Here is a 26,988-nt window from a genome sequence, read left to right as displayed (position 1 = left end):
TCCAGTAAATCCGCGCGGTATGCTGATTGGTGGAATCCCTGGTCCAAACAAGGAGCGCCTCATGGCAAACTGGTATGTAAAACGCGGTAGTCAAACGGCAGGCCCCTTGACGCAGGAACGTTTAAAAGAGCTTGCCATTCAAGGCAATGTTCAGGAGTCCGACCTTGTCAAAAAAGGTGAAAATGGAAATTTTATACCAGCAGGCCAGATCCCCGGCCTACTCCCTGATTCCGACGACGGGGACGAATTCGAAACGAACACGCAATCACAATCTGAATCAGCAGCTCCGAAAAAAAACAATACGGTTCTGATTGTTGTGCTCGCGATAGTGGGAGGGGGAGGAGGTCTCCTGCTAATCCTGCTCCTGGTGGCATTACTCTTGCCTGCCATCCAAGGGGCGCGTAACGCAGCACGTTACTCTCAATCAAAAAACAACATGAAACTGATTGGCCTTGCACTATATAACTATCATGACTCATATAGCATGTTTCCTCCCGGCGGAACCACCACGACCGAGGGGAAACCTTACCATAGCTGGCAGGCATCGATTCTTCCTTTTATCGATCAGGCTCCGCTTTACAATGAGATTGATTTTGATAAACCCTGGGATGATCCCGTCAATCAATTCGTGTTTCAGCAGATAATCCCCCCCTATCTAAACCCGGCAATTGAAGACAAAGTTTCCCCTGACGGATACGGCCTCTCGCATTATGTCGGCAATCAACGGGTGATGAAAAAGAATATCGGAATTCGTTTTCGGGATATCACGGATGGCACGTCAAACACAATCCTGGCAGTTGAAACCGGTCAAAACTTCAAACCCTGGGGAGATCCGACCAGCATCGCAGATCCAAGCACGATCATGGGCCGTGACAAGAAAACGGCCTACAGAGGTGGAAACCATGTCTTGCTGGGTGACGGCAGCGTGCGGTTCATTTCTAAAAACGTTGACCCAAAAACATTAAAACAATTGAGTATCCCCGATGACGGGCAGATCGTTGGAGAGTTTTAAACAACACGAGATCCAGATCAATTTTGAATCAGCTCTCAAAGTAAGTACAAACAGGAAAAGAGAATCACATGGCCCATTGGTATGTAAAACGCGGCGATCAGACAGCAGGCCCCTTGACACAGGAACGATTAAAAGAACTGGCGACTCAAGGCAAAGTCCAAAAGTCCGATCTTGTCAGAAAAGGTGAGGATGGCAATTTTGTACCAGCAGGTCGGATTCCCGGCCTGATTCCCGATACGGATTCAGATGTCTGGGAAGAAGACTTTCAAGAGACAGCCTCTTCGCAATCGAAACCTGCCAAGAAAAGCAATTCCACTCTGATTATTGTACTTGCCGTTTTGGGAGGCGGGGGAGTTTTTGTGGTTGTGATCCTGCTGGCATTACTCTTGCCCGCCATTCAGCAGGCCCGCGAAGCAGCGCGCCGCTCTCAATCAAAAAATAATTTGAAGCAGATCGGCCTGGCGCTGCATAACTATCATGAGACACATCGCGTCTTTCCTCCAGGGGGAACTGAGACAACTGATGGCGAACCCTATCATAGTTGGCAGACTTACATCCTGCCCTTTATGGATCATGCCAGCCTCTATAATCAGATCGATTTTCAACAACCATGGTCTGTCCCGGAGAATCAACCGTTGTTCACTCAAGAAATCCCCGCCTACTTACACCCCTCGATTGAAGAAAAGGTTTCCCCTGAGGGACTCGGCCTGTCTCACTATGTTGGAAATAAACTCTTTATGAAGACCAATGGTAACATCAGAATGCGCAACATCACGGATGGCACATCAAATACCATCATGGCAATTGAAACTGGTGAGAACTTCAAACCCTGGGGCGACCCAACCAATATCGCAGACCCCGTCAACATCATGGGAGCCGGCAAAAAATCGTCTATGCTCGGCGGGAATCACGTTCTGATGGGAGATGGCGCCATACGCTTCGTCTCAGAAAATATTGATCCCGCGGTATTAAAAGCATTAAGTACTCCTAACGGTGGAGAAGTCATTGGTGAATTCTAAATCTGCCCTCTTCGTTTAGAGATGCAAGGAATGTTGCATGCGAAACTGGTATCTCAAACAGGAAAATGAAATCACAGGCCCCTTTACCGATCAACAACTCAAAAAATTAGTCGCCCGAAAGAAAATCGCTGTAACGGACCTGGTAAGAGAAGGCGAAGCCGGAAAATGGAGTCCCTTACAGGATGTTCCCAACCTGCTGACTGAACCATCACGATCTATGCATCCCCTCCTCTTCTGGACGATTTTCTTTGTCGGTTTTTCAATCGTCTTCGCTCTCTTAATACCATTTCAGATATTATCACTATTTATGCCAGTCGCCAGTCGGGAAGCAGCAAGACGCTCCACATCCAAAAACAACCTGCTACAGATCGCCCTGGCCCTCCACAGCTACCATGAGACGAATGACTTCTTCCCTCCAGGCGGCACCACAACCACCGAGGGAAAACCTGACCATAATTGGCAGACATCGATTCTGCCTTATCTGGATCAGAGACCACTATTCAATCAGGTCAATTTTGAGCAGCCTTGGAATGCAACGGAGAATCAACCGGCTTTTCACACCGTAATCCCTACGTATCTGAACCCGGTCATCGGCGTTCTCCACCCGGAGCAGGATAAAACCACGTCGTCTGAAGGCTATGGACTGTCCCATTATGCAGGCAATGAACTCGTGCTGAAACAGAATCAGGGATCTCAAATTCGTGACATCAAAGATGGCATGTCCCTGACCATCTTTGCCATGGAAATCGGCGAGGACTTCAAACCCTGGGGCGATCCGTCCTCATCTGTCAAACCGTTCCAGGTTTTGGGCTCCGGCAAAAAGACTTCACAAAAGGGAGGTAACTATATTCTCATGGGAGATGGTGCAGTTCGATTTATTGCAAAAGATGTCGATCCTGCGATTTTGAAAGCGCTTAGTACCCCCAGCAGTGGTGAAGAAGTAAGAGAATTTTTAAAACATTCCAGCAGGTAAGACTGAAAGCACTCAGCATCAAAAGACGATCCAGGACGCGAGCTAAGGAGAATTCTGAATTGGAAAGTAAGCGACCTGAAACGAGATCCCGTAGATCTCTCGGCCTATTGCTGTCAGTTCTCGGTTCTTTAATACTGGTGGGCGTTGGATTACCAATCTATCACGAAGCCCGCTTTCGCTTTCAAGACCGAAGTCGCTCTCTCACCAAAAATAACATGAAACAGATCGGTCTGGCACTGCATAATTACCACGAGACGTATCAGACACTCCCTCGGGGCAAAATTCTCAGCGAGAGTGGGCGCCCCGAGCATTGTTGGCAGACATTGATTCTTCCCTTTCTAGATCAGCAATTTCTCTTCAGACAGATTGATTTCACAACCCCCTGGGATGCCTCTGCCAATCAGGAAGCGTTCCAGCAGGAAGTCCCCGTCTATCTCAACCCAAAATCGAAATCGAAAACTTCTCCTGATGGTTATGCACTCTCCCATTTTGTCGGGAACAAGCTGGTTCTGAAATCAGGTACCGACATCAGTTTCAAAGAAATGCACGACGGCACATCCAATACCATCATGGCCATGGAAATCGGCGAGCACTTCAAACCGTGGGGCGATCCGACATCATTGACTGAACCAGTCAACGTCATCGGCCCTGATAAGAAAACGCTCTCTGAAGGCAGAAGCTTCATCTTAATGGGAGATGGGAGAGTTCGATTTATCAATAAAAATATTGCCCCAGCGATCTTAAAAGCACTCAGCACACCTGCGGGAGGCGAAGAAGTCGGCGAGTATTAGGTCACATCCCATTTAATCATAGCAGCTCTCATTAGATGAGATTCGGTCCAATTGGTGCTGGAGAGACGCTACAGTAAACCTGGATACAGGTTAGTGCCGGGCTTCGTAAAGCTGGACAACCACCCCGTCCAGAAAACTGCCCAGTCTCGTAGCCGCCCGTGAGGCATCGCCGCGCATCTTCCACATTTCCTTGATGCTTTCGGGGCGTTTGAAAACAGCTCCCAGAGCGGCCCCTGCCCGGACGGCACCGGTTTCACCCAAAATGGACATCACCTCTGAGGGTAGATCCGCCGAGCAATCATCGCTGATCACTCGAATCGCCATGAAACCTTTGTTAGCAGCCTGGCAGACTTGCGCCACCGCCAGACTTTCCAGATCCACGGCCAGCGCATCATACTTTTCAGCCAGTTGCAACTTTTCCTCTACCGTGCGGACAATTTCATCCGTGTTCAGAATCCGCCCTACATGCAGCCCGTTTTCTGGATCTTCGGGAAAATGCACATCGTTCTTCAACTCCTGACCATGCAGGTCACACACCGAAGTCGCGACGACAATATCGCCCACTTTCATCTTGGGTTTTAACGCACCCGAAAACCCAACCGAAAGCACCCACGGCGGGGAATGAGCATCGACCAACGCCTGTGTTGCTGCACGGGCGCGGGCAAAACCCACTCCCGTTTGCACAACCGCGACTTTGATCTGCCCCAGAAATCCCCCCCGAAACACATACGAACCGCCGGTATATTTCTTGACGTGCTCACAGCGATCCAAAAATGGCTGGATCTCCATCGGCAGAGCACAAACCAGCCCTATATCCGCATGCGCTTTATCGGGTTCGGGTGGATTCAAGAGGCATGGTCCTTTTCGAACTGAGTCATCATTTCAATTAACTTATCAACGCCCGCTTCCGGAAACGCATTATAAATGCTGGCACGCATGCCACCAACACTGCGGTGACCTTTCAGGCCATCCAGTCCGGCAGCAGTCGCCTGTGCGATAAACTTCGCATCCAGATCGGCATCGCCAGTCACAAAAGTGACATTCATCTGCGAACGGTCCTGCTTCGCAGCCGTCGGCTTGAACAGCGAACTCTGATCCAGATAATCATACAGCTTACCCGCTTTGGCCTGATTTTTCTGCTGAATGCCTTCAAGTCCGCCTTGACCTTTCAACCATTGCAAAACTTGTCCCAGCACATAGATCCCGAACGTAGGCGGCGTATTAAACATCGACCCCGCTTCAGAATGCGTCCGGTACTGCAGCATCGTGGGAACGTCGGTCGGTCCCTGCTCGATCAGATCATCGCGGATAATCACCAGAGTGACACCGCTCGGTCCCAGATTCTTCTGGGCACCGGCATAGACAATGCCATATTTGGAAATGTCGATGGGTCGGGAGAAAATATCGCTACTGGCGTCACAAATCAGCGGAACACCGGCTGGTACAGCTGGTTCTGAAGTGAATTCAGTTCCGTAAATTGTATTATTCGAGGTATAATGCACATACGCCGGTTTCTCACTCAGAGAAACTTCTTCGGGAATATAAGAAAAATTCTTGTCTTCACTGCTGCAGGCAACATTCACGTTCCCGAATAATTTCGCCTCTTTGACGGCTTTTTTAGACCAGGAACCAGTGACCAGATAGTCGGCCGTCTGATCCTTTGAAAGCAGGTTCATCGGAATCATGCTAAATTGTGTTGAAGCCCCCCCCTGCAGGAACAGGACTTTATAATTATCGGGAATTCCAGCCAGTTCCCGGCACAAAGCTTGAGCTGCTTCATAAACGGCGATGAAAGCTTTACTACGATGCGAGTGCTCCATAACGCCGATTCCAGTGTCGCCCAGTGAAATCAGATCTTTCTGTGCCTGTTCCAGAACGGGTAAGGGAAGTGCCGCGGGGCCTGCTGAAAAGTTGTAAATTCTTTCTGTCATTTTAGATATCTCAACATCTTTTGCAGGCTGAGAAATAGATTCAGCCCTGAGTAACCTGTTTGGTGTCAATAATACGGACGTGATCGAAGCTCTTAGAAACATCCTTGAGGATATTGGTAAGCGTTCGCTTGTTTTGCTATACAGCATCGATATTATGGAGTCTGCTTTTCTTCATAAATGGAGTAGAGCGAAATTATCCAGAATTCCCAAGAATAGTAATGTTTTCCGGCAAGTAATTGCCCCCTTTGATTGATCTGTTAATTAATGCCTAGTTCTCCAAATCCGCTTTCCAGAGGACCCCGCGTCCAGTCCTTTCAACCGCCTCAAGGCGACCTGACCATCATGGCAGGTTCAGGAAATCCATTGCTGGCGCAAGCCATCGCAGATGAGCTGGGCATCCGTTTGACACCGTGTGAAGCGCACCAGTTCAGCGAAGGCAATATTTTTGTTCGAATTCTGGAAAATGTGCGAGGCCGCGATGTCTATCTGATTCAAGGCGTCCATTCTCCTGTGAATGACAATTTTGTTGAACTTTTGTTCTGGATCGACGCGCTCAAACGGGCCAGTGCCCAGCAGGTCACCGCAGTCATCCCGTTTTTCAGTTACGCCAAGGGGGATAAAAAAGACGAACCCCGTGTCTCAATCCGGGCACGCGTCTGTGCCGATGCAATCGAAGTCGCCGGTGCAAATCGCGTCTTGACGATGGACCTGCACAGCCCCCAGATCCAGGGATTCTTCAGCGTCCCCGTCGATCACCTTTACGGACGGCATGTCATTAGTGACCATATCCGAAAAATGAATATCGAGAATCTGGTCGTTTGCAGTCCGGACGTTGGTTTTGCTAAAGAAGCTTCCGACTTTGCCAAGCTGTTAGGCACGCCTGTCGTCATCGGCAATAAAATGCGCAAGGACCATTCCGAAACGGTGGAAGTTCTGGAAGTGATTGGTGAAGTCAAAGGCAAAAACGTGATCCTTGTTGACGACTTTACCATTACAGGACGCACCTTGATCAGCATGGCCGAAGTTCTGAAAAAGAAGGGGGCTAATGACATCTATGCCGCCGTAACACACGGCGTGTTGTCAAAAGGAGCAGCCGAACGGATCGGCAACAGCCCTTTGAAAAAAATGTTTATGACCGATACGATCGAAACGCAGATTGATCCTCTGCCGGATAATATCGAAGTCATTTCGGTTGCACACTCCTTTGCTGCCGCCATCCGGTCCATTCATGACCGTACCAGTGTCAGCACACTGTTTCCGGAAAAGAGACCGAAGAAGTAATCACTTTTTTACCATTTGCTTTATGCCAAAATAAAACGCCAAAATAAAACAACGCAGAGAAATATCAGGACGCATGACAAAGACCGGCAAGAAGCTGACCCCGATGATGGAGCGGTATCTGGAAGTCAAAAGCCAGAATCCGGGAACACTGTTATTATTTCGCATGGGCGATTTCTACGAGCTGTTTCACGAAGACGCCGAAATTGCAGCCCGTGTTCTGGGAATCACTCTCACCAGTCGCGATAAGACTTCCAGCAATCCCGTCCCGATGGCCGGCTTCCCACATCATTCGCTGGACAGTTATCTTTATAAACTGATTCACGCCGGCTATCGCGCCTCAATCTGTGATCAGGTCGAAGACCCCAAAAAAGCCAAGGGAATGGTCAAACGCGAAGTCACCCGCGTGGTGACTCCCGGCACACTGACCGATGACGCCCTGCTTGATCCGCATGAAAATAATTTCCTGGCCAGTATCTATTTCGGCAAATCCAATATCGGGCTGGCCTGGCTGGAACTTTCAACAGGCCGGTTTCTGACCTCAAATACAACCGCCGAACATCTGGTCGACGAACTGGCTCGTATTCACCCGGCCGAATGTATTTTCGCGGAAGGCAACACCGCGCTCCAGAACGCCATCGGTCATCTGGATACCATGCTGACAGAACGGCCTTCCTGGTCCTTCGCACAGGACGAATGCGAAAGCCTTCTGCTAGAACATTTCGGCACCAAAACACTGGAAGGATTCAACCTGGAACGGGGAACGCCATCCATTACCGCCGCTGGTGCCCTGCTGGAATACATCCAGGACACCCAGAAGAGTTCGATTCCACATATCAATCATATTGAACCGTATGAACGCGGCGATCGACTGCTCATCGACGAAGCCACCCGCCGCAGTCTGGAGTTGACGCGTACCATTCGCGAAGGCAAACGCGAGGGCAGCCTGATTTCCGTCCTCGATGAAACCGTGACTTCGATGGGCGCCCGCCTGCTGACAGACTGGATTGCCAATCCACTCACAAGTTTACCTGAAATTCAGCGGCGGCACGATTCGGTTGAAGAGCTTTCTCAAAATCCGGTCCTCTGTTCCGAAGTCCGTGAGCAACTGGCAAAAACCTACGACCTGCAGCGGCTCACCGCACGCATCGCAACCGGCAGAGCCAGCGCCCGTGACCTGAGTTTCCTTGCCCAGACTCTGACACTGCTTCCCATGCTGAAAGCCAAACTCTCGGGGCGTAAATCGGCTCTGCTCCAGCAACTGGAAGCCGACATCGATCTCTGTGCCGAGGTTCGCTCGGATATCGAAAGCATGATCATTGAAGATCCGCCACTGACGCTGAATGAAGGAGGCGTGATTCGCCCCGGATTCAGTGAAGAGCTGGACGAAATGCGGCTACTTTCCAAGGGGGGCAAAGAATGGATCGCCGGGTACCGCAATGAAGAAGCGGAACGGACCGGCATCCCCCATCTGAAAGTCGGCTATAACAGAGTCTTCGGCTATTATCTCGAAGTATCAGCCGCTCATGCTGCGAAAGTTCCCGAACACTATATCCGTAAACAGACGCTGAAAAATCAGGAACGGTACATTACCCCGGAACTGAAAGAGTACGAAGAAAAAGTCCTCAAAGCAGAAGAACGGGCCGTTGAACTGGAACAGACCATGTTCAATGATCTGCGAGAACGCGTTGCCAAAGAGGCTCCACGCACTCAAAAAACAGCGGAAATCCTGGCACAAATCGATGTCCTCTTCGGTCTGGCACATCTCGCCATGCATGCAGGTTATACCCGACCGGAGATGACGGAAGATCCCGTGCTCGATATCAGAGAGAGCCGGCATCCCGTGCTCGACCGCCTGCAGCCTACAGGCGAATTTGTACCCAATGATGTCTTGCTCGGCGATCCTTACGGACGCGTGCAAATCATCACCGGCCCCAACATGGCGGGAAAGAGTACTTACATCCGCCAGGCAGCACTGTTGACTCTGATGGCACAGATCGGCTCCTTTATTCCCGCGAGCGAAGCACGGATCGGAATTGCCGATCGGATCTTTGCCCGCGTCGGAGCCAGTGACGAATTGAGTAAAGGTCAGAGTACCTTCATGGTCGAAATGACCGAAGCCGCCCGTATTCTGAACTCGGCTTCAGAACGCAGCCTGGTGATTCTGGATGAAATTGGCCGCGGCACCAGCACATATGATGGCATCTCCCTTGCCTGGTCAATGACGGAATTCCTGCATGATCAGATTAAAGCCCGGACCCTGTTCGCCACCCATTACCATGAACTCACCGAGCTGACACAAACCCTCAAGCAGGCCAGCAACTGGAATGTCGCCGTGCATGAGCAGGACGGCGAGATTGTATTCCTGCATAAAATTGTGGAAGGCTCCGCGAATAAGAGCTACGGCATCCATGTCGCCCGACTCGCTGGCATTCCCGATCAGGTGATTCAAAGAGCCAATCAAATTCTTTCCACTCTGGAAAAAGACCACATCGACGATAGCGGTCAAACCACGATCCCGCCGCGACCACAAAAAAAATCATCGCACCAGCAACTCTCCCTGTTTGGCGCTACCTCGCATCCAGTATTGGATGAAATCCGAGATTTGAATGTCGATGAAATGACACCTCTGGCGGCTCTGGAAGAACTTTATCGAATCCGAGAACAACTGAACTAATTGACATATTTCTCAAATTTACACTCCCATACAGTTGAAACCTAAAATACCGCCCGTACACAATAATATACAAGTGTGGCAAATCGGTGCCATAGTTTGTTCCAGGTTTATTTATTGTACAGGAGATACCATGTTTCAACAGAAAGCTATGAGATTTTTTGTCGTGTTGTTCACAGGGATCGCACTCACCGTTTGTACCGTCGATTCATTACCCGCCCAGAAGAAAGAAGCAAGTCCTGCCAAAACGAATGCAAAAGAGACCAAAACGACGAGTAAGAAATCAAAGGGACGCGTTCCTCCTCACTATGGCAAGCTGGATCTGACTCAAGAACAAAAAGACAAAATTTACTCCATCAAGGCCAACTACAAATCTCAGATCGACAGTCTGAAAAAACAACTGGCAGAATTGAACAAAAAACAGAAAACAGAATGTGAAACCGTGCTGACCTCCGAACAAAAAACGAAGCTGGCAAAAATCCTGACGGATGTAGCCAACAAGAGAACAGCCCAAAAAACAGCCAAAAAGTAAGACTGGCTTACCAGTTTCTGTTTGAATGGAAAACATCTGAAAGGGCGTGGTTGACTATTGAACCACGCCCTTTCTTTTCCTTGATCACCCCCGTTATACTTTTTAAAAAGACTGGAATCAAAATCAGTCGTTGAAAGTACCTCTGGTCCCAGACATTCAGAAATCACAATCACCTCATGGATTCGGAAAACCAATCTTCGCCACGGCCAGCTACCGATTTGCCGCCGAATCGATCCAGGAACTCCCGCTGGATTCCACTGATCCATCTGTTGTTCATCCTCGCGCTGCTCGCAATTCTTACTCCCTATGAATGGGATCGGGTGCAATCTGAAAATCAGCAACTCCCCTGGCTGACGCGTTTCTTGCTCCATGTGAATGTCGATACGACCCCGTATTTGATCTTGTTACTACTCAGTCCCCTCTGCTGGTTCTTACGCCCTCCGATTCATTCTCAATTTTTCTCAAATGTGATTCGTCCCAGACTCACTGCAAAATGGGTCCGCGAAAAACAAGCCTCAAAACAACGAGATCATTTCGCATGCGTGTTGAGCATACTCATTGCCGTCAGTTCATTCCTGATGAGCGTCTGGACTGCTTCCCACATTGTCAATGAAGAACACAACATTGCACTGGGGGACATCCCCCCTGCCTATCACGATGAATATAGCTACCTGTTTCAGGCCAATACCTTTCTGGGCGGGCAGACTTCGTTTCCCAGCCATCCCGCTGCGCCTGAAATTTTCGATCAGGTTCATGTACTGAATGAAGGCAAGCTCGCCAGCCGCTATTTTCCGGGAACCGGTCTCTGGCTGGCCCCCTTTGTCTCCTGGGGGCACCCGTATTGGGGATATTGGCTCGCCGGTGCAATCACTGCGTTTTTCATCTTCTGGTCCGGTCGAGAACTGGCGGGCAATGGTGTCGGACTCCTGGCCGGTCTGATTGTCGCCCTCTCTCCAGGCATGGCAATCTTCAGCAATCTGCTATTAGCGCATCACCCCACACTCGTTGGACTCTCCTTCTTCCTTTGGGCCTTTTTGCGGATGCAGCGCACACGCTCATTCCGCGATGCAATCTTGGCAGGATTGGGACTCTCGTTTGCTATGCTCTGTCGCCCGATGACCGCCGCCGGCTTTGCACTCCCCTTTGGTATTTGGCTGGCAATCGAATTCGTCCGCTACTATGTCGCGCGAAAGTCAGAAAAAACGGCTTCCGGCGAACCTGTCATATCTGTATTCCCTCTGGTCGCAGGTCTGGCAATTCCCCTTGGTTGCGGTTTGATCGGTCTCTTTTGTTATAACCAGTCCATCACCGGCAGCGGCTGGAAAATGCCTTACCAACTCTACACCGACATCTACACACCGCGCCACGTCTATGGCTTCAACAATGTGATTCGGGGAGAACAGAAACTCGGTCCAAAAGTATTAGACAATTATGACAAATGGGCTAAAAACCTGACGCCGGCCCTCGCAGCCCGCAACGTGCAGAACCGCATTCTGGCCAGTCTGCAGTGGACGCTGGGGATCATCCCACTGGGACTCGCCGGACTGATTTTTCTGATCACCGAATTCAAAAGGTGGAGCCGCTGGTGGCTCGTCTTTGCTTCCATCATCTCACTGCATGTCGCCCATATCCCTTACTGGTACGATGGCATCATGCATTGGCATTATGTGTTTGAGACCGGGCCACTCTGGGCTCTGATTTTTGCCCGAGTAACACAAAGCCTGTTTCGAATCTGGCACAACATTGACCGGCCATTAATGAGCTGGCTCTGGGCCTGCCTGACTCTGGTCGCGGTGCTCACCAATCTGACAGCGATCCCCCCCTTCTGGTCGGTCTCTAAACTGGAAATCGTCGTCAATAATGTTGCCTTTTCCAAATTCAAACACTATCAGTTTCAACAAATGATCCACCAGCATCCGCAGATTAAACAGCCGGCGTTGGTTCTGGTAAAACACGATCCCGCGGATCGGCACATCGATTATATCATCAATGCCCCTCAGTTAGACCAGGCAGTACTGACTGGCAGAGATCGCCCTGACCTCTACCCACCGGCAGAGCTGCAAACCATCTTTCCAGAGCGGAATCTGTATCTGTTTGATGCGGCACAGAATCGGCTCAGCAGATGGAACGGTTCCTTCTGGGAGCCGATCTGATTTGATCAATCGCTGATCTTCACTTTGATTTCATCAGAGTTGGCTTTGAGTTCTGGTGCATACATGCCGTAACCTTTCGTCGGTAATCCGCTGAAATGTCCTGGAATTTCCGCACGCATGCGATACTTCAGATTGTGTTTTCCACGCGGCAACTGCCGAATATAAAACACCGCCCGATCATCGCGGAATTCCTGATAAGCGCCCAATCCGTCCCAGCTATAGCCGCTGCGCAAATCAACCACTTCCATGCCGGCTGCTCGAAAATCTTCAAAGACCAGATATTCGTAATCATTCTTACTATCGAATACGAGCTCGACTTCCACCAGATCACCACTTTTGAGAATGGTATCTGACAGAATCTCCTGACGCTGATACTTTTCAACTCGCTGTTCAACGGCCTGACCGCGCGAACCGGCTGCTTTGACTGAAGCCTCTTCCGGAATGAGCTGATAGTACTTCCGTTGAACTTTGATCTCGAGACCTGCTGCAGTGATGAAATTCTCTTTGGTGAAGTAAGTCACGTAAGCATTATAATACATAGGTCCCTCGCCCTGCTTGCGAATTTCCAGTCGATGGGCGCCCGACGTTAAAGCGTCGCCTTCCAGCACGAACTTGTTATCAAAGGTAAACAGGTTCTCGGCCGTAATCTTGACCTCTTTCTGTTTTTGCCCGTCGAGAATAATCTCTAACGTCAGGTCAGGTTGATCTTCGCCGCTTGCCGACCAGTATTCGGCCAGTGCTTCGACAGCGATCGCGGTATCCGATACTGAATTCCAGTACGTTGCATGCTTGCGATTATTGAGCAGATACTTCACCAGCTGCGCCGCTTTGGGATTTTTGGGATCGGCCTTTGAGAGTAGTTTCAGATAATAGGCATTCGCTTCGACCTCGCTGCCGTACCAGTGCCACCACCAGTTTCCTTCCGGCAGATTCAGATACGCAGTCTGATTTTCAGGATCTTGAACCAGATACTGATCCATATTGGTCATGATCATCGCCAGTCGATCCTGTCGCTGTATCTCATGCGAAGCCAGCCCCAGCATTCCCAGAGCATAAACCGACAGTTTCGTTCGATCCCGATAGAGGAAATCGTACATTTTTTCGTCGACGACCTTCTGATTCACCAGCACCATAAACACATAGGCATCCAGATTGGAAGCCCTCTCTTTATAAGGCTTCTTCTTACCGGGGGCATTCAACAGTTTTTGCAGTTCCTGCTGCTGGTAGTTCTTGAGCCATTCCACACCCCGCTCCAATGTGCCGGGTACCAGCGCGACGCCATTCTGTTTCGCCAGACTCAATCCCTGCACAATCCGCGCGGTAAAATAAGGAGAAGATCGTTCCTGCCAGCCGGAGAACCAGCCCCAGCCTCCGTCCGACAGCTGCATGCTAGTCAAATCAGCCACGCCCTGCTTCACAATTTGATCGACTTTCGATTGACTGAAGACCGGGTTTTGACCGTAGCGTTTCCACTGCTCTGCTCGTTCCTTGTCGTCTCCGATTTCCTGTGCATTCAGATTCGTCCGCTTCTGTTCAATCTCCTTCAGATTCAGTCCCATTCGTTTCAGAATGTTCTGCGTCATCACGGTTGGCAGAAAACGATTTAGCGTGCCGTCGGTCGTTTTATGTGGTGAATAAACCAGATACGGCAGTGCATCGACCATCGCTCCTGCAAGTGAAGGCGAATAACGCAGTTCCAGACGACTCTCTTCGGTCTTCCGTTGATTGGGAATCTGGAAACTTATTTGCGCCCCATTACCGCTGGAGGGAATCATTCCCGTATAGGACTCGGTTTTCAAAATACCATGCACCTTGACCGGAAAGGTCATCTGCATCGCGTCCGACTCTTCATCCGTGAGCGCTTTCATACGAATCACAGCGAATCCAGCACGCACCGCTTTGACCCGCCAGTCGATGCGTTGTTCGCCGTTCGCGGCGATTTCAACGGTCTGTGTCAGCTCATCTAAAGGCTGTAAGGTATCGCCGTCCAGTTCCAGAACGACCTTTACCTTTTTGGATGTCTTCAGGTAATTATGCACGTTCGCACTCAGCACCACTTCATCGGTTTCGACAAAGAACCGTGGCGCCTGCAGACGGATGATCAAATTCTTTCGGGTCACAACTTCTTGCTCTCCCTCGCCAACACGAGTTCCCTGTCCCATGGCCCAGCTGCGAATCTTCCAACTCGTCAGGTTTTCTGGCATCTTAAACGACACTTCTGCTCGGCCTTCCGCATCGGTCAAGATCGCGGCGTTCCAGTAAGCAGTATCAGCAAACTTCTGCCTGACCACCGGTTCCACAACGGCAGACGAACCACCGGGCGCACTTGCTGCATCTGCTACCATTGATCGAGCCGCTGGTCCTATCGGCGTTCCCGTGACAGCACCTGCGGCCATGGGCATGGCCATTCCCCGTCGTTTAGTGGAATTCACCGCTCTCCCCCCAAACGCTCCGCCTCCCATCTCCATACTTGATGCTTCCACCATCAAATGCCCAAACGTTCCAATCGCACGCATGGCCGTTTCTTTAGGCCGTAATAGAATATTAAACGTTCTGCTGAGATTGTCAGACGTTGCAGGATGATGCGAACGTTTCCACTTCCAGAAAAAGTCTTTGATATCACGTACATTCGAACCGCCACTGATGTACTCCACGCTTTTGTCATACACACTGACCACCAGAGAACCCTCGATCGGCTCTCCTGCTGCATCAGTTGCTTTCAGTTTGACGGTCGCCTCCTCTCCGGGCAGATATTCCGTTTCTGATGGTTCCACTTCAAGATTGACCACTCGTTGTTCCGGCGGCACCGCAATTTCACGGGCGACCGTATGCACTTTGCCCTGATGAACCGTCACTGCCTCGACAAACAGGTTCGGCAGATCTTTGCGGGTCAGGTCCAGTTCATAAACGGTGCTCTTACCCGCCAGATTCAGCACATGCGGTGCAGAATAAATCCCGTTGACCGGTCTGACAAACAGCAGCACCGTACTTCCCGGCTGATTCGTATTGATCAACAGACGCACTTTTTCATTTGGCTGATAATGCTTCTTCTCAACAACGATTTCCAGATCGTTAAAGCGATACTCTTTCCCGTCAAAACCTTCGCCACGAATCGAAAACAGGTAGCCTCCTTCGATCTGCTTTCCTTTTTGATCAGTCACTGTGTAGGCAACGCGATACTGTCCTGCCTGCGTTGCTGCCATCTTTTGGGATGCTGTACCGTCTTCTCCCGGGTTGAGATCCCATTCCTGGACGGCAGTCTCGTTTCGTTCGCCCTGTTGATCGTAAGTCACGCGATACAGCGTCAGCTTCCCTGTTCCCGTCACCGGCTTGGAATCCAGTGTCTGAGCTTTGAATGATGCGGTCATCGTATCGCCAACCTGATAGTAACCCCGATTCATCCACGCAAAGACCTTGAACGGCTTGCGCGCCACCAGGACCGAACCCTTGCCAATAATCGTGCGGCGGGATTCATCAACAACTTCCGCTGTAATCTCATACTTATGATCCTGATCGCCGTGAATGGCTTTGGCCAGCGCTGTATCAATTTTGATTTCCACTTCACCATCAGAGCCGATATCGACAGTATTGGAAAGTACGACTTCCGGCGGGCCGGGCCGGGAATGAATCCACCAGGGACCGGGAGCGATGCAGCCCCATTTTCCCCAGCCGGGATACCAATTGTAATCGCCGACAAACCACCAGTAGCCCGAGCCATAGAGCCAGTCCCAACGATCGGCGGGATACCAGCGCTGATTGTAGGAAGTCCGGGTGACTGTATATTTCACCTGCCCCTTCGTTACTGGGCTGCCAAAATAATACTTGGCTTTGATCTTTGCCGTGATCGTATCGCCGAGCGCCACCGGCTCATCTGGTGCCTGGACCAGTACCTCGAATTCCGGCTTTTTATATTCTTCAACACGAAATGAGATCAAATGTGAGACAGTTTTTGCATTTTTACTTGGAAGTCGACGATCAGGATACTCGACTGTCACGCGGAACTGATACGTGCCCAGGTCTGCTCCTTCGGGTATTTCCCAGACTCCATTGCCACCACCATATTCATCTGTGGTGATTGATTTCTCAAAGATGACTTTACCATCTTTTCCAACGAGCGTGAGATTCACATCATGATTGGCAAACTGAGACTCTTGTTCTTTCGTTAAGTCATACCCTACATTCCGCACCCAGAACTTATAATCCACTTTTTGTCCGGGACGATACACGGGGCGATCGGTGATACCATAGATTTTGTGTGCATGATACGTATCGGACTGTGACCGGGAATACCAGAAGCGATCAAAACCAGTATAAGCAAAGCGGCCCTCTTTGGTGCGGGCAATCGTAATCCATTGATACCGCTGTTTTAATAATTGATCGTCCGGAAATGCCTGGCCATTTTCGTCAGTCTGTTCGGCGAAATTCTCTGTCATAATTTGATACTGATTGCGATCAATGCGTTTTTGATCATACCCAAAGAATTCCAAGTTGGCCCCGGCAACAGGCTTTCCGGTGCGGGCATCTGCCACAAAATAATATGTTTTGTCAGCCATTCGCTTATGAATAATCGCTGTGTCATCCAGCCAGACAATAATTCGACTGGTATTTCCGTTTTTCATCTTGGCGATGAGCAAATAAGCGCCCGCATTCTGTAACGGCGTCGTCACTGTAATTTGCCGATCACGATGACCGTCGAGTGGTTTCAGATCCAGGTTCCAACGCGAAACTAGCTTGCCCTGATATTTTTTCTGCTGTTCATGAACCAGCCGATACCCGATATTGGAGATGTTAACCTTGTTCCAATCCAGTTTCTCCGGATGCGACTTCAAATAAGTTTTCACGTCGTCCAGCAATTGATCGACATGAACTTCGTATGCTTCAAACTCCACATGATTACCGTTTCGAAAACGGTAATCGACTTTCGCACCCTGACCGGCAACCTGAGTATGATTCGGCTCAAACTGCCCCCAGTCACCAATGATCTGATTCAATTGTTCTTTCTTATTTTGGTGAGAATCTCCATACGTTTGAATGCTCTGTTGTAAATACTTCGCTGCTTCAGGGTACTGTCGACGATTCTCAAACAGACTGGTAAGTTGCGCTAATGCCGTTTCGGCAACCGCACTTTTCTTCAACTCGACAATTTTCTGATACAGGCGAATATAATTCACATCGTCCGGCAGGTTAAACCGCTTGATCCCCGTCGCCAGCCGCGCCATTGTCTCGGTCTGTTTTAGACTTTCCAGTGAAAATGGATTGACCTGTTCTTCTTCCTGATCTCCCTGAACCACTCTCCGCCTTGAAAAATAAGGCATATAATTCTGCAGTGTCTGCACACCAAATTGACTCCGGTTAAATTCGGCCACTTCCAGAATGACGTCCTGCTGCCGTTTTGAATTGAGTTGTGCAGACTCTTCCAGCATCCACCGCCAGCGCTGACCATCATCGGCGGCTGTTTCATACGATTGCGGAACACGGTAATATATCGGATCGCCCGCTTCATCAACGGGCGCCCCTTCAGGCCCCTCAACCGGTGCCCCATACATTCTGCTTCCAAAGCCATGTCCAAATCCGCCACCCGACGTCCCCTGAAGGTTTTCGTAATCGGGAACCTGATTCAAATCAGTCAACACCTGTAGCTTCCAGGCATTCCTGTCCTCGCGGCCGTTCATCAAATACGCGGCATAATCATAAGAGACACTGGAAGCCAGCCCTGTATCATCGCGGTCCTTCAACAGGGCCACAGCCTGATTCATCAACCGCAGGGCACTCAGGCGATCCAGTTCCTGAGTATTCACATAGCGGCCGACTCCTCTGTGATTTCCCCGTATAAATTTTCCATCAAGGATATAACCATAATGTGGCCCCTGAATATAACTTTCCGCCATCTTCCATAACACACGTGGTTGAGTGGCATGAACTTTCAATACGGATTCGCGGAAGGCATCGATCTCGTTCACACGATTGAGCTGTTGCAGGCATTGAATGCCCTCCTGAACATCGTGTACGACCTCCTGACCGCTATTATTTTTCTGCAGCGCCAATTTCTGATAGAGCTGCCAGGCATCCCGATAATTGCCCTCTTTCTGATACTTTTGGGCAACAGCCCGTTCCTCAGACAGACTTTTCTCAGCGGCAAAGAGATAGACTCCCACGAACGCAAAGGAAACCAGAACGAACAACCATTGCGCATTTTTCTTCATGCTGAAGTGCAACATCATAGAACCTGTATTACTTAAGAAGGGACTGGTATTTCAAATTTCAGACGGGATCATACTGCTTTACGCCTGTTTGACGAAATGAATTTGCCTTCTGTTCCCGGAATTCCCGGATTTTTCACGATCTCGATAAATCAAGGTAGGAGAACCGCGCTAATTCCGGCATAATCGGAATTCTTTTATCACTTACTGAATTTTATCACACCGATTATAGATAAAGAGACGCTTCTATGGATTGGCTGACAGCAGCTTTAACGCTCTGTGGTTACCTGATAACTCTAGCCCTGATTCCCACGATCCTGCTGCAAAAGAAACGCCACCCGGTTTCAACGGTCTCCTGGATTTTGAGTATTATGCTGTTACCCGGTCTGGGAGGCATCATCTATCTGTTCTTCGGGATTAACCGTGTTCAGAGACGTTCGCTTTCCAAAGAAAAAGCCAACCAGTCGCTCGCGCCCAAGCTTCCGCAGGTCATACAAAATCAGCTGCTCTCTCGGGAAAACTATCTGCCCATCAACCAGAATCTGATGCGGCTAGCCCAGAACATCGCGCATACAGTGCCCACTTTTGGAAACCAGATAGAACTCTTAAATGATACGAATCGCACACTGGGGCTGATCAAACAGGCGATTATGAACGCCGAACAATCTCTGCACCTGGAGTACTATATCTGGCAGCCGGATCGCTCCGGAACGATGGTGCGTGACTTGCTCATTGAAAAAGCAAAAGCAGGAGTCGAAGTGCGATTTCTGTATGACGGCTTTGGTTCATTGAATTTGCGAAATCGTTTTTTCAAACCGATGCTGGCGGCGGGAATTCAAGTGGCCCCGTTTCTTCCCGGTGCCAGCTTTCGCGAAAGATGGTCATTCAACTTACGGAATCACCGAAAACTTGTCATCGTTGATGGAAAGATCGCCTTTACCGGCGGCATGAATATCGGTGATGAATACCTGGGACAGGATGCCCAGCTGGGCTTTTGGCGGGATACGCATCTCAAAATCGAAGGCCCCGAGGCGCTACAGTTACAACAGGTATTTGCCGAAGACTGGTTTTTTGCAACGGGCGAAGCGTTAACTCAGCCACAGTACTTTCCTCATCCCCCAACAACAGGCAACCTTACCGCGCAAACGCTCTCTTCGGGTCCCGAAAAAAATGCTGACGTCTTTTTGACACTGTTCTTCGCCGCGATTAATGAAGCACGTGAAAGCATCCTGCTCGCAACTTCGTATTTTGTTCCGCCGGAATCCCTGACAACAGCTCTGGAATCAGCTGCCCAACGGGGAGTGCGGGTCAAGCTGCTAGTGGCTGGTAAATCAGCCAACCCAACAACCGTGTATGCAGGGCGTTCCTATTACGACTCACTCCTCGACGCCGGTGTGGAAATCTATGAATACAACAAAGGCATCATTCACTCAAAAACGATTACCATTGATGGCTGCTGGTCGCTGGTTGGCACCGCTAACTTTGACTTCCGGAGCTTAATCCTCAACTTTGAGGTCGGTCTGGCGGTCTATGATCGGAAATTCGCGGGTCGACTGAAAGAATCAATTGAGAACGATCTCCTGAGTGCCGTCAAAATCACGGAAGAAGATTGGGACAAACGCAGTAAACTGGTCATTTTGAGACAGAATCTGTGTCGGCTGTTTGCTCCAGTCATGTAGCACCACACACATGCTGTCAGCTGCAATTAACGAGTGGTATGCCGATAGACCTCTGAAGCGCCCTCTGGTAAGGTCGTCAAATATCCGAATAACTGGATCGCCTCTTCTTTGGTCAACAGATTCAACAGTCCTTCTGGCATCGAGGATTTCTTGACGGGAATGATCTCTTCCACGTCTTTTTTATTAATCAGCTGTTTGGTCCCTTCGCTCGTTAGCAGCATAATCTGATCCGGACCAGCCGCCCCCATCATGCCCGTCAATGCTTTTCCAGCCTCGGTAATAATGGTGAACGTCGGATACTCTTCAGCTACAAAATGCGAGGGAAAGATCGTGGCTTGCATAATTTCCTTCTGCTGTAACCTGCGACTGACGTGCGTCAGATCCGGGCCTACTTTTTCTCCCTGCTTTCCATAACGATGACACTTGATGCACGTCGCTTTTACAAACGCTTTCTCTCCCAATTTCAAATCAAACGTCTTTTTTGATCGCTTCCGCAAATCGTTCTGTAAATCCTGATATTTCCAGCGGCTGTCGGCTGCTTCGACCGGCAGAACGGCAGGCAGTTCGTCCGGGTATTTTTCCGCAAACCATTTCTGCCAGGCTAATATCGGAGCTTGCTTTTCAGCAGTCAGTTGTTTTAATTTCTTTCCCGTCCAATGTTCTAACAGATCTGAAGCAATCTGCTGCCCTTCGGCATCCTGTTCCAGCCCGACCAGAATCGCTTGACGAATCCATTGTCCCTTATTGGAACGACGATGAAACTTCGTCAGCATTCTCATCACCGCTTTCGCCTGCTCGCCTTCCACTACATTCAGAGAGCGAACCATGATTCGCCAGTCGGCATCCCGTCGTTGATTTTCCCTGGCATACCAACTGATTGCTTCGGCAACATCGTTCCGACGCTCCGGATAGGACTCGTACAATTCATGCAGATAGATCAGCGTTGGTTCGTCGGCGCTTCGTGCCATCGCGATCAACAAGGCGTTGATCGTGCGGTCTGATCGTTTTTCACGAATATTTTTGTTCTGTAATTTGATTTCCATATTGCGTAATGCAGGAAATTCAGCCCCCGTTATTCGATCCAGCGGTTGACCTTCGATAAGAATGTAATAATCACCCGGAGCCACTTCTTCCAGAACGGCGTTTTCCAAGCCCTCAATCGGCAGCGGTAGAGCAGACTCCTTCGCCACCACCTGCGACAGAAGGCTAACAAACAGCGATAAAACCACCGCTCTGACGATGTTGAATCTGTTCCCGGTGATCATACTTCAAATCCTGTCTATGCCAGCGCCCCGGCGTTCTCATGAGGAAACTAAACCTGATTACTAATCTTACTGAAGATAGCACGTCGCACACTATGTTCATTTCCCGTTTTTGTTTAATATTTAGTCAGGTATACTCGAAAGAGAACGATCGTCGAGTGACTGGATCACAACCAAACTGAGCGGTACGGCGCTAGCCGCCGTTTTCGTATTCCCTAACGGTGGCTAGCGCCATTCCGCTCAGAAGTGATCCATCACGAAAGTCTTTCTCCACAGAGCAACTCCGGTGTTTAATTTACTTCAAAACTTCAGGGACGAAACATGATCTCAACACATTCCACCTGCAGAAACGGTTTCCAGGTCTCACTCGTATTATCGCTGCTCTTGCTGTCTGTCAGTTGTTCCTCAAACGAGGAATCAAAACCAGCCAGCACAAAAACAGAGGAACCGAGTCAGATCGCAGCAGTTGCCCCTGCTGAAGAAATCAAACCGGAAAAAACCACCGAGATCACACTGATCCTGTCCGATGCCAAAGGATTTCAGGATATCCTGGAGCAACAAAAAGGCAAAGTCGTGCTGGTCGATTTCTGGGCCACCTGGTGCGTTCCTTGTGTGAAGAATTTTCATCACAGTGTAGAGTGGAACAAAAAGTTCGCCGACCAGGGTTTGACGGTTATTTCTGTCAGCATGGATGAATCAGACGAAGAAACCCAAAAAGCGGTCTTAAAATTTCTGGAATCACAGCATGCTCAATTCATCAACATCCTGGCGACCGCGGCCAACGATCAGGACCCGATGGAAACATATGGCATCGATGGCGGAGCTCTGCCGCATTATCGCATTTACGACCGCGCAGGGAAACTGGCCAACAAGTTTTCCTTCGCTGACCCGAACAAATCGTTCACACAGGCAGATATCGAAACGGCTTTAGAGACAACTCTAAAACAGAAATCAGAATAAGCGGACACCTCGCTGAAGAATTAAAATATGATTCGTAAACTCTGGTCGACTTGCGTGGATGAGGTTCTAGGATTTTATCTCCTGCATCGGTTTTTCTATTACAGGAAACAACCACTGATTGTTTCTAACGCAGGAGAATCATCGCCCGAACTACATAGCGGCGATCTGGCCACATTCTTTTCACCAGTTCCACTAGCGGCTCAACTCAAATACCAACCCCGCTTAAGGCCTGCATCAAAGATTACATTTGAAGCGGCCGAGGTTGAGGATTTTTCCTTTCGCAGTTCGATTCAAACCACGTTTCCAGAAAATGATCTGGCGAAAGGCCGGCATTGGAAATCGACGGCCACTTCTCGCAAAACGGGGTCATCACCCCGATACACTGTAATCGCCATCGATGGAATCGTACAAATGGGCGTACGCAGTTTTAATCTATTAGCGCAGCGTCTCACTCCCTGTGGAGTCGACGTCGTCATGCTGGACAGCCCGTTTAATTATCGACGTACACCAGCCGGATATCGCCCCGGACAACTGATTGCCGGCGGAAATCTGGATCATCAGTTAACCGTTGCGCGGCAAGGCATCCTGGATCTCTGGAGCCTGATCCTTACCTTGCAGAACCAGGGACATCAAATCGGTCTGATGGGGATCAGCCACGGCGCCTGGATGACCCTGACTGCTGCGTTGCTGATCGACCAGCTTGAATTCGTCATGGCGATCACTCCGCCGGTCGACCTGTTTCACATTCTGGAAGAAGGGGGAACAGTTGTAAACGCAATTCGTCGCGGCATCGAGCATGATCCCACAGACCTGGAACATCTGGAGCAACTGACTCGCCCCCTGGTGGTCGCAAACTGGAAGCCGCGGCTTAACACTGCTTCCATCCACCTGCACGTCGCCGACTTTGATCGGTTTGTCCCTTCATTTCGTATTGATTCGCTGGCAGAACAATGGCAGGCAAAATCCTCCCATCATCGACTAGGCCACATCGAAGCCACCACAGGCCCGAAAGTTGTCACTCAAGTCGCGGAGGACATCCTCTATTTCTGGAACCTGAAATCACATTAACATTATCTCAGCGCTCAAAATACAACTGCCACCAGCCATAAATCACATCGCGGTCATCCACTCAAAAACCAACCGTCATAATCTGTATGACTAGTACCGATTCACTAACGTTTCTATTTTTCTATCCAGATTTTGTTGATTAAATGCATCATGTTGTCGCTTTGCAACTTATTCTTTGAGCATAGCCTCAATCGCAGAATTCTTTGTTTGTCTTCTGCTCTGTTGAAGCTTTCAGCGGGCCCGCTTTTTTATCTACCTGTTAGATAAAAGAATTAACTTCGTCTTTATAGTAAACCTTTTTGATTGAGTTCAAAAACGGAAGCTGCCAAGGAAGCAACTATGCAGGTACGAGTTCGCGATTTAATGACAGTAAACCCGGTCAGTGTACTGACGGGAACAAGTCTCCAGGAAGCGGCGACGCAAATGATCCTGGCAGAGTCTGCTGAGATCTATGTGATCAATCAGCGAATGAGGCTCATCGGGATCGTACCCGATTATGAAATCCTCAAGCACAAACTGATGCATCAGCATCTGGACGATCCGATCGACTCGATTATGCATGTGCAGCTCGAGTCGCTCTCCCCCGAAGATGACGCACTGCAACTCGCTCATCTCTTTCGGGATCGTCGCAATAGCTGTATGGCTGTTACGGAACACGGGCAGCTTGTAGGCAAACTGAGCTGCAGAGACCTGTTCCGAACCATCTTGACGCTGGAATCGATTGAATCCACAGAAGAACAGGCCGCGGAACCAGACTCACAAGTCGCAGCAGAAACGAATTCAGCCGTTTCTTCAATCAATCCGCCTCACCTCAGCAGATATAACCTGAGGAAAGAAATGCTCCAGCTAAACGGTCCTAAGAGCGAATAATCACGGCCCCTGACCTATCAGCTCATCGCCTTTAAATTAATCCCCATGTCTTCAAACAGGTAAATCATGTCTTCCCAGACATTCTTCTTTGCGGAGGGGTTTCTCAGCAAATAGGAGGGGTGATAGGTGCAAACGACTCGCGCCCGGCCGTACTCATAAAACTGTCCCCGCATTTTCCCAATCGGCAACGCTGAATGCAGTAGATTCTTCGCTGCCACCGAGCCCCAGCAGACGATGTAATCGGGATCGACGATCTCAATTTGGGCATCCAGAAATCCACGACAGTTCGACGCTTCTTCATCCGTCGGGTTCCGGTTTCCCGGCGGCCGACAACGGAGTATATTCGCGATGTAAATATCGCTGCGTTTTATCTGGCAGGCTTCGATAATCTTATCCATCAACTTACCTGCCCGACCAACGAACGGCTCCCCCTGCTTATCTTCGTCTGCACCGGGTGCTTCGCCGATAAACATGATTTTCGCACGGGGATTCCCCACACCAAACACCGTTTGTGTTCGCGTCGAAGCCAACTCAGGGCATTTTTGACATTTGGCAACCTTACCGGCAATGATCTCCAACTCCGCCTGCCGATCGGCCTTTGTCAATTTCGATTTTGTTGTTCGAGCCACACTCATTTCCTTTCGAGGGGTTTCGGTCTCGTTTACGACCTCACTGGGAGGAATCTCGGCCGGCGCCAACGGCATCGGTAATTCCGCATTCACCGCCGGCTGCGTTTCTACCCGAACCGGAGAGGGCGCAGGTGGAACGGGATCAACAGGCGCGGGTGTCTGAATCACCGGAGCTGCTTCTGCCGGTGGCAGGTCAACCGGAACTACACGCTTCAAATGCGTGACCCCCGCACGTTGCCAGCTTTCGATTAATTGGCGGGCAGCCCGCTGCGAACGTCGATTCGCGTTATCTTCCATCACGCCAGAACCTGCATCTATCGCTTCACCTTACAGCCCGGTACCGCGGCTTTAAACTTTTCGACTCCCTCATCAGTCACTTGAGAGAAGCTGAGCTGAAGTTCTTTGAGGTTTTTCAAAGCAGTCAGCTTTTCCAGCCCTTCATCACCGATTTCCGTTTTACTCAAGTTCAAATATTCGAGTTCTTTGAGAGGCAATAGAGACTCCAGACCACCATTCGTGATCTGTGTCCCTTCCAGATTGAGACGGTTCAGCTCGGTGAAACCGGAAACCACTTTTAAGCCTTCATCTGTGGTTTCTGTTCCCCACAACCCCAGACGCGTCAGGTTTTTCAAATCTTTGATCTGTTCCAGCCCTTGATCGCCGATCATCGATTCATCCAGATCGAGATACGTCAGACCCGTTAAGCCGGACAAATACTTCATCCCCTCATCAGTCACCACAGTATCGCGTAAATGCAGAGTCTGGAGTTTTTTCATGTCCTTGATATTCTCAATCCCAGGATTGCCCACAAAGTCACGCCGCAAATGCAGCGACTCCATGTTGGTCATTCCTTTGAGATGTTTCATGCCCTCATCGGAAATCTCAGTATCATCCAGTTCCAGAGAAACCAGGTTTTTATCCTTAAGTAGCGCCAGCGTCTTATCTGATATATTACGTCCCCAGGTATTCAGTCGCTGCAGGTTGGGAAGTTCCGCGATGTCTTTCATGCCTTTATCGGTTACCTGAGTCGCCTGCACTTTGAGTACTTTCAGGTTCTTCATCCCTTTAATCAACGGCATGCCTTCATCGTTGATTTCTTTATTGAACCGTAAATCGAGATCTTTCATCTTCGGAAACGCGGCGACTACTTTGAGAGCATCATTCGTAATATTCGTAGCCCGCAGTGAGAGCACTTGCAGGTCTTGCAAATCAGCAAGATTTTTGACTCCAGCATCACCGATGGCCGTCGCTTCCAGGTTTAAGAACCACAGTTTTTTCTTCTTGCTGATCTCTTCAGTGGCGACATCAGTGAAGCCTGGCCCCCAGATCGTCAATCGCTCCAGCGAAGGCAGACCAGCCAGATGCTTCAGGTCCTCATCTTTGGCGTTCGTGCCTTTCAAATCCAGAATCAGCACGCGACCATCATCCGACAGGACCATCTTGGCGTCCAAATCTTTAAATGCTTGAACGGCTTCAGGAGAATCGGGTTCGACTGCCGGTTTCTGCTTTGTATCTTTCGCCTGTTCACCCGCTCCGCTTGAAGTCGAATTTTCCTGAGAGGCAGGCGTCGGGGGCGCGCTCGAACTGGGACACCCCGTTAACAGACATAATCCTACCAGAGAAAGAATCGCTTTCATTTTCATACTAACATCCCTTGTTGTGCTCGATTCGGCTCGTTAATTCAGACATCAACTCATGATGAGAGAGCATACCTGATTCTTAATTGTTTTTCAGCTTCCAGCCGGAAAGCCGACCAACATCAAAGTTTCATAGAACCCTCTTACTATACTAACAATGATCCCCAAAATAGACCGCTTGAAGAAACATTGCAATTCAAAGCATCCCTTTTCTGCAACTACTTGCGATTCCACACCCAAACTGAGTATACTCAATATGCATAAATGCCCCCCTATACATCAGCTTGGACACAGACCTGTTTACCAGCCCGGATTTCATT

18 protein-coding genes are annotated in these 26,988 nt (G+C 49.7%); 12 read left to right on the top strand and 6 right to left on the bottom strand.

Features of this window, described 5'->3' with window-relative positions; translation table 11 throughout:
* Window positions 1-61: 61 nt before the first annotated feature.
* From AAC022_RS06745 to AAC022_RS06730, 4 genes are all read left to right on the top strand, one after another.
* Window positions 62-1,012: a DUF1559 domain-containing protein gene (locus AAC022_RS06745; protein ID WP_339729318.1), complete on the top strand. Its 951-nt coding sequence runs from the start codon at window positions 62-64 to the stop codon at window positions 1,010-1,012.
* A 68-nt stretch (window positions 1,013-1,080) separates the two neighbouring features.
* Entirely contained in the window at window positions 1,081-2,031 is a 951-nt protein-coding gene (locus AAC022_RS06740; RefSeq protein WP_339729317.1) for a DUF1559 domain-containing protein, read from the top strand.
* A gap of 37 nt (window positions 2,032-2,068) precedes the next feature.
* On the top strand, window positions 2,069-3,004 hold the full coding sequence (locus AAC022_RS06735; RefSeq protein WP_339729314.1) for a DUF1559 domain-containing protein: 936 nt from the start codon (window positions 2,069-2,071) through the stop codon (window positions 3,002-3,004).
* 59 nt (window positions 3,005-3,063) lie between these two features.
* Window positions 3,064-3,795 (top strand): DUF1559 domain-containing protein, encoded by a 732-nt coding sequence (locus AAC022_RS06730; protein WP_339729312.1) that lies wholly within the window; start codon window positions 3,064-3,066, stop codon window positions 3,793-3,795.
* A gap of 90 nt (window positions 3,796-3,885) precedes the next feature.
* On the opposite strand, the gene AAC022_RS06725 is transcribed toward AAC022_RS06730, so the two are convergent.
* A complete protein-coding gene (locus AAC022_RS06725) occupies window positions 3,886-4,644 on the bottom strand; it encodes a 5'-methylthioadenosine nucleosidase (RefSeq protein WP_339729310.1) in 759 nt (252 codons plus the stop codon).
* A complete protein-coding gene (gene serC, locus AAC022_RS06720) occupies window positions 4,641-5,726 on the bottom strand; it encodes a 3-phosphoserine/phosphohydroxythreonine transaminase (protein WP_339729308.1) in 1,086 nt (361 codons plus the stop codon). Before serC ends, AAC022_RS06725 begins: the two co-directional genes overlap by 4 nt.
* Window positions 5,727-5,990: 264 nt before the next feature.
* Between serC and AAC022_RS06715 the strand changes: the two genes are divergently transcribed.
* The 4 genes from AAC022_RS06715 (at window position 5,991) to AAC022_RS06700 (ending at window position 12,363) form a co-directional block, all read left to right on the top strand.
* Window positions 5,991-7,007 (top strand): ribose-phosphate pyrophosphokinase, encoded by a 1,017-nt coding sequence (locus tag AAC022_RS06715; RefSeq protein ID WP_339729306.1) that lies wholly within the window; start codon window positions 5,991-5,993, stop codon window positions 7,005-7,007.
* 73 nt (window positions 7,008-7,080) lie between these two features.
* Entirely contained in the window at window positions 7,081-9,681 is a 2,601-nt protein-coding gene (gene mutS / locus AAC022_RS06710; RefSeq protein ID WP_339729304.1) for a DNA mismatch repair protein MutS, read from the top strand.
* A gap of 130 nt (window positions 9,682-9,811) precedes the next feature.
* Window positions 9,812-10,210 carry a hypothetical protein gene (locus tag AAC022_RS06705; protein ID WP_339729302.1) on the top strand — a complete coding sequence of 133 codons (399 nt, stop codon included), beginning with the start codon at window positions 9,812-9,814 and terminating at the stop codon, window positions 10,208-10,210.
* A gap of 176 nt (window positions 10,211-10,386) precedes the next feature.
* Window positions 10,387-12,363 (top strand): glycosyltransferase family 39 protein, encoded by a 1,977-nt coding sequence (locus AAC022_RS06700; protein ID WP_339729301.1) that lies wholly within the window; start codon window positions 10,387-10,389, stop codon window positions 12,361-12,363.
* Between the two features lie 5 nt (window positions 12,364-12,368).
* Here the strand turns inward: AAC022_RS06700 and AAC022_RS06695 are convergent, their stop codons facing one another.
* Window positions 12,369-18,584, bottom strand: coding sequence for an alpha-2-macroglobulin family protein (locus tag AAC022_RS06695; protein ID WP_339729299.1), 6,216 nt, complete (start codon window positions 18,582-18,584; stop codon window positions 12,369-12,371).
* A gap of 227 nt (window positions 18,585-18,811) precedes the next feature.
* Here AAC022_RS06695 and cls point away from each other — a divergent pair, with 227 nt between their 5' ends.
* Window positions 18,812-20,242 carry a cardiolipin synthase gene (gene cls / locus AAC022_RS06690; RefSeq protein WP_339729298.1) on the top strand — a complete coding sequence of 477 codons (1,431 nt, stop codon included), beginning with the start codon at window positions 18,812-18,814 and terminating at the stop codon, window positions 20,240-20,242.
* A gap of 26 nt (window positions 20,243-20,268) precedes the next feature.
* Here the strand turns inward: cls and AAC022_RS06685 are convergent, their stop codons facing one another.
* Entirely contained in the window at window positions 20,269-21,507 is a 1,239-nt protein-coding gene (locus tag AAC022_RS06685; RefSeq protein WP_339729297.1) for a hypothetical protein, read from the bottom strand.
* A gap of 318 nt (window positions 21,508-21,825) precedes the next feature.
* On the opposite strand from AAC022_RS06685, the gene AAC022_RS06680 reads away from it, so the two are divergent.
* From AAC022_RS06680 to AAC022_RS06670, 3 genes are all read left to right on the top strand, one after another.
* Window positions 21,826-22,464, top strand: coding sequence for a redoxin family protein (locus tag AAC022_RS06680; protein WP_339729295.1), 639 nt, complete (start codon window positions 21,826-21,828; stop codon window positions 22,462-22,464).
* Window positions 22,465-22,491: 27 nt separating this feature from the next.
* Window positions 22,492-23,532, top strand: coding sequence for a hypothetical protein (locus AAC022_RS06675; protein ID WP_339729293.1), 1,041 nt, complete (start codon window positions 22,492-22,494; stop codon window positions 23,530-23,532).
* A gap of 339 nt (window positions 23,533-23,871) precedes the next feature.
* The gene (locus AAC022_RS06670; protein ID WP_339729291.1) at window positions 23,872-24,402 is read left to right on the top strand and encodes a CBS domain-containing protein; all 531 of its coding nucleotides are present in this window, start codon (window positions 23,872-23,874) and stop codon (window positions 24,400-24,402) included.
* Window positions 24,403-24,419: 17 nt separating this feature from the next.
* Here the strand turns inward: AAC022_RS06670 and AAC022_RS06665 are convergent, their stop codons facing one another.
* Both AAC022_RS06665 and AAC022_RS06660 read right to left on the bottom strand, forming a co-directional pair.
* On the bottom strand, window positions 24,420-25,328 hold the full coding sequence (locus AAC022_RS06665; protein WP_339729289.1) for a uracil-DNA glycosylase: 909 nt from the start codon (window positions 25,326-25,328) through the stop codon (window positions 24,420-24,422).
* 17 nt (window positions 25,329-25,345) lie between these two features.
* Entirely contained in the window at window positions 25,346-26,674 is a 1,329-nt protein-coding gene (locus AAC022_RS06660) for a hypothetical protein (protein ID WP_339729287.1), read from the bottom strand.
* Window positions 26,675-26,988: the final 314 nt, after the last annotated feature.

This window comes from uncultured Gimesia sp., assembly GCF_963976445.1.
Lineage (GTDB): Bacteria > Planctomycetota > Planctomycetia > Planctomycetales > Planctomycetaceae > Gimesia.
Note: the sequence above shows the minus strand (reverse complement) of the source record. Positions and strands in the feature narration are given on the sequence as shown.

What these genes read in the sequence shown, in the direction of transcription:
- AAC022_RS06680 (WP_339729295.1), top strand. Translation starts at nt 21,826, where the DNA reads ATGATCTCAACACATTCCACCTGCAGAAACGGTTTCCAGGTCTCACTC.
- AAC022_RS06740 (WP_339729317.1), top strand. Translation starts at nt 1,081, where the DNA reads ATGGCCCATTGGTATGTAAAACGCGGCGATCAGACAGCAGGCCCCTTG.
- cls (WP_339729298.1), top strand. Translation starts at nt 18,812, where the DNA reads ATGGATTGGCTGACAGCAGCTTTAACGCTCTGTGGTTACCTGATAACT.
- AAC022_RS06705 (WP_339729302.1), top strand. Translation starts at nt 9,812, where the DNA reads ATGTTTCAACAGAAAGCTATGAGATTTTTTGTCGTGTTGTTCACAGGG.
- AAC022_RS06665 (WP_339729289.1), bottom strand. Translation starts at nt 25,328, where the DNA reads ATGGAAGATAACGCGAATCGACGTTCGCAGCGGGCTGCCCGCCAATTA.
- AAC022_RS06675 (WP_339729293.1), top strand. Translation starts at nt 22,492, where the DNA reads ATGATTCGTAAACTCTGGTCGACTTGCGTGGATGAGGTTCTAGGATTT.
- AAC022_RS06700 (WP_339729301.1), top strand. Translation starts at nt 10,387, where the DNA reads ATGGATTCGGAAAACCAATCTTCGCCACGGCCAGCTACCGATTTGCCG.
- AAC022_RS06670 (WP_339729291.1), top strand. Translation starts at nt 23,872, where the DNA reads ATGCAGGTACGAGTTCGCGATTTAATGACAGTAAACCCGGTCAGTGTA.
- AAC022_RS06745 (WP_339729318.1), top strand. Translation starts at nt 62, where the DNA reads ATGGCAAACTGGTATGTAAAACGCGGTAGTCAAACGGCAGGCCCCTTG.
- mutS (WP_339729304.1), top strand. Translation starts at nt 7,081, where the DNA reads ATGACAAAGACCGGCAAGAAGCTGACCCCGATGATGGAGCGGTATCTG.
- AAC022_RS06660 (WP_339729287.1), bottom strand. Translation starts at nt 26,674, where the DNA reads ATGAAAATGAAAGCGATTCTTTCTCTGGTAGGATTATGTCTGTTAACG.
- AAC022_RS06735 (WP_339729314.1), top strand. Translation starts at nt 2,069, where the DNA reads ATGCGAAACTGGTATCTCAAACAGGAAAATGAAATCACAGGCCCCTTT.
- AAC022_RS06685 (WP_339729297.1), bottom strand. Translation starts at nt 21,507, where the DNA reads ATGATCACCGGGAACAGATTCAACATCGTCAGAGCGGTGGTTTTATCG.
- AAC022_RS06715 (WP_339729306.1), top strand. Translation starts at nt 5,991, where the DNA reads ATGCCTAGTTCTCCAAATCCGCTTTCCAGAGGACCCCGCGTCCAGTCC.
- serC (WP_339729308.1), bottom strand. Translation starts at nt 5,726, where the DNA reads ATGACAGAAAGAATTTACAACTTTTCAGCAGGCCCCGCGGCACTTCCC.
- AAC022_RS06695 (WP_339729299.1), bottom strand. Translation starts at nt 18,584, where the DNA reads ATGATGTTGCACTTCAGCATGAAGAAAAATGCGCAATGGTTGTTCGTT.